The 3,117-nt window shown below is 58.7% G+C and carries 3 protein-coding genes; 1 reads left to right on the forward strand and 2 read right to left on the reverse strand.

Annotated features, from left to right (window positions below; all coding sequences use genetic code 11):
* Nucleotides 1-40: 40 nt before the first annotated feature.
* Nucleotides 41-928 carry a protease HtpX gene (htpX, locus tag ACRESD_RS24635; protein ID WP_431753295.1) on the reverse strand — a complete coding sequence of 296 codons (888 nt, stop codon included), beginning with the start codon at nt 926-928 and terminating at the stop codon, nt 41-43.
* Between the two features lie 304 nt (nt 929-1,232).
* On the reverse strand, nt 1,233-2,444 hold the full coding sequence (locus tag ACRESD_RS24640) for a pyridoxal phosphate-dependent aminotransferase (RefSeq protein ID WP_016978462.1): 1,212 nt from the start codon (nt 2,442-2,444) through the stop codon (nt 1,233-1,235).
* 202 nt (nt 2,445-2,646) lie between these two features.
* On the opposite strand from ACRESD_RS24640, the gene msrB reads away from it, so the two are divergent.
* Nucleotides 2,647-3,039 (forward strand): peptide-methionine (R)-S-oxide reductase MsrB, encoded by a 393-nt coding sequence (msrB, locus tag ACRESD_RS24645; RefSeq protein WP_431753296.1) that lies wholly within the window; start codon nt 2,647-2,649, stop codon nt 3,037-3,039.
* The last annotated feature ends 78 nt before the right edge of the window (nt 3,040-3,117 follow it).

Below are 3,117 nucleotides of genomic sequence, written 5' to 3' on the forward strand. Positions count from 1 at the left end.
AAGGGGCGATCAGATCGCCCCTCGTTGTGCCACCTGGCGCTTAGCCCCGGCGACGTAGCGCGTCGATCCGCTCTTCCAGTGGCGGGTGGCTCATGAACAGGCGTGCCATGCCCTGCTTGATGCCACCGTTGATACCGAATGCGGTAAGGCTGTCCGGCATATGTACCGGCAGGCCTTGTTCGGAGCGCAGGTGTTGCAGCGCCGCGATCATTGCCCCGGTGCCGGCCAGGCGGGCACCGGCTTCGTCTGCACGGAACTCCCGCTTGCGAGAGAACCACATAGTGATTGCACTGGCCAGGAAGCCCAGTACCAACTCAGCGAAGATGGTCGCCACGTAGTAGGCAATGCCACGACCTTCTTCGTTCTTGAAGATCACTTTATCGACAAAGTTGCCAATGATCCGTGCAAAGAACATTACGAAGGTGTTAACCACGCCCTGTACCAGTGCCAGAGTGACCATGTCACCGTTGGCCACGTGGCCGATCTCGTGAGCAAGAACGGCCTTCACTTCATCGTACGAGAAGCGTTCCAGCATGCCCTGGCTCACCGCAACGAGTGCGTCGTTCTTGTTCCAGCCAGTGGCGAATGCGTTAGCCTCATAGGCGGGGAAGATCCCCACCTCGGGCATCTTGATGCCGGCGTCACGGGACAGTTGCTCCACGGTCTGCAGCAACCATTGTTCATGCCGGGTGCGTGGCTGGGTGATGACCTGGGTGCTGGTACTCATCTTCGCCATCCACTTGGAGATGAACAGCGAGAACAGCGAGCCGGCAAAACCAAAGACCGCACAGAAAACCAGCAGCTGATTGAGGTTCAGGTCAACCCCGTTGGCCGCCATGACCCCGTTGAAGCCAAATAGGCTCAGGGTGATGCTGGCAATCAGCACGACCGCCAGGTTAGTGGCCAAGAACAGCAGGATGCGCATCATGGTTGTAGAGTTCTCCTCATGCTTAATATGTCGCGTACTGCGGGGTATATAAGGTGCGGGGTGGGGTGATTCAACCGAGCGACTATTTCAAACTGTGTCCTACAGCCTGAATGTAGAGCCTTGAAAGGATTTTCCGACCCGCCAAGCCTGCGTTCTTCACCACACTCTTACCTTGTCGTCCCGTAATTATAGGGGGCTTGCCGGTTCGTGGCGGCAACGACAGGGAAGGGGGAGGGGAAGGGCAAAGAAGTGTTGCCAGATACTCGCTGTACGACCGATTGTCGGTCGTACAGCGTTGTTTACGTTACTGGCGATAGGACTTGAGGAAGTTGCCGATGCGACCAATGGCCATGTCCAGGTCATCCACCCGTGGCAACGTCACCACACGGAAGTGATCCGGCCACGGCCAGTTGAACGCGGTGCCTTGCACCACCAGCAGCTTTTCCGACAGCAGCAGGTCGAGCACGAACTTCTCGTCGTTGAGGATCGGGCACACCTTCGGGTCGATCCTCGGGAAGGCATACAATGCCCCCATGGGTTTTACGCAACTGACGCCAGGAATCGCGTTGAGCAGCTCCCAGGTGCGGTTGCGCTGTTCCAGCAGGCGGCCCTGGGGCAGCACGAGGTCATTGATGCTCTGATAGCCACCGAGGGCAGTCTGGATGGCATGCTGGCTCGGCACGTTGGCGCACAGGCGCATGTTGGCCAGCATGTCGATGCCTTCTATGTAGCTCTGGGCGTTGTGCTTTGGCCCGGAGATGGCGATCCAGCCGGAGCGGAAACCCGCCACGCGGTAGGACTTGGACAGGCCGTTGAAGGTCAGGCACAGCAGGTCCGGTGCCAGGGAAGCGGTGCACACGTGTACGGCGTCGTCGTAGAGGATTTTGTCGTAGATCTCGTCGGAGAACACCACCAGGTTGTGCTGGCGTGCCAACTCAAGCATGCCCAGCAGCACTTCTTTGGAGTACACGGCGCCGGTGGGGTTGTTCGGGTTGATGATCACCAGCGCCTTGGTGTTCGGGGTGATCTTGGCCTTGATGTCGGCCAGGTCCGGGAACCAGTCGGCGCCCTCGTCACACAGGTAGTGCACCGGGTGGCCGCCGGCCAGGGTCACGGCGGCGGTCCACAGCGGGTAGTCCGGCGCCGGCACTAGCACTTCGTCACCATTGTTGAGCAGGGCCTGCATGGACATCACGATCAGCTCGGACACGCCATTGCCCAAGTAGATGTCTTCGATGCCGACACCTTCGACCTGCTTCTGTTGGTAGTACTGCATGACCGCTTTGCGTGCGCTGAACAGACCCTTGGAGTCGCTGTAGCCCTGGGCGGTCGGCAGGTTGCGGATCACATCCTGGAGGATTTCGTCCGGCGCTTCGAAACCAAAGGGTGCCGGGTTGCCAATGTTCAGCTTGAGGATGCGATGGCCTTCCTCTTCCAGGCGTTTGGCGTGCTTGAGCACCGGGCCGCGAATGTCGTAGCAGACGTTGGCGAGCTTGTTCGATTTGCTGACCTGCATGGCGATGTGATCCTGAAAATGAACGATCCAGACGGTGTAGACACTACCGTACTGTGAATCCAGCGAGGCCCGCACCCATAAATACGTTTGAATGCCGGTAGCGTGGGTGCCAGACTGGCGTTTTGAAGAGGCGCAATCATACGTGCCGCCTGATCCACGGAAAAGACACAGATCAGGGTTTTTCAGTTGCCGAGGTGTACCGATGGAAAAGTTGCAGAAAACCGTTGATGAATGGAAGGCGATGCTCGACCCAGAGCAGTACAACGTGTGCCGTCTCAAGGGCACCGAGCGACCTTTCAGCGGCAAGTACAACGGCACCAAGACCGATGGCGTGTACCACTGCATCTGCTGCAATGAGCCGCTGTTCGATTCCACCACGAAATTCGATTCCGGCTGTGGTTGGCCGAGCTTCTACGCGCCGATCGCCGACAGTTCGATGATCGAGATCCGTGATGTCAGCCACGGCATGATCCGTACCGAAGTCACTTGTGCCAAGTGCGATGCCCACCTGGGGCACGTGTTCCCTGACGGCCCACCGCCGACTGGCCTGCGCTACTGCATCAACTCGGTGTGCCTGGACCTGGTACCGCGCTAGACCAGCAACGACCTTCGAATGTGGGAGCTGGCTTGCCTGCGATAGCGGTGGGTCAGTTAATACTGAGCTGACTGACAC

It is taken from the genome of Pseudomonas sp. (assembly GCF_050739995.1).
Taxonomy (GTDB): domain Bacteria; phylum Pseudomonadota; class Gammaproteobacteria; order Pseudomonadales; family Pseudomonadaceae; genus Aquipseudomonas.

Bases quoted from the DNA above. Each gene is read 5' to 3' on its own strand.
- htpX (WP_431753295.1), bottom strand. From the start codon at position 928: ATGATGCGCATCCTGCTGTTCTTGGCCACTAACCTGGCGGTCGTGCTG.
- msrB (WP_431753296.1), top strand. From the start codon at position 2,647: ATGGAAAAGTTGCAGAAAACCGTTGATGAATGGAAGGCGATGCTCGAC.
- ACRESD_RS24640 (WP_016978462.1), bottom strand. From the start codon at position 2,444: ATGCAGGTCAGCAAATCGAACAAGCTCGCCAACGTCTGCTACGACATT.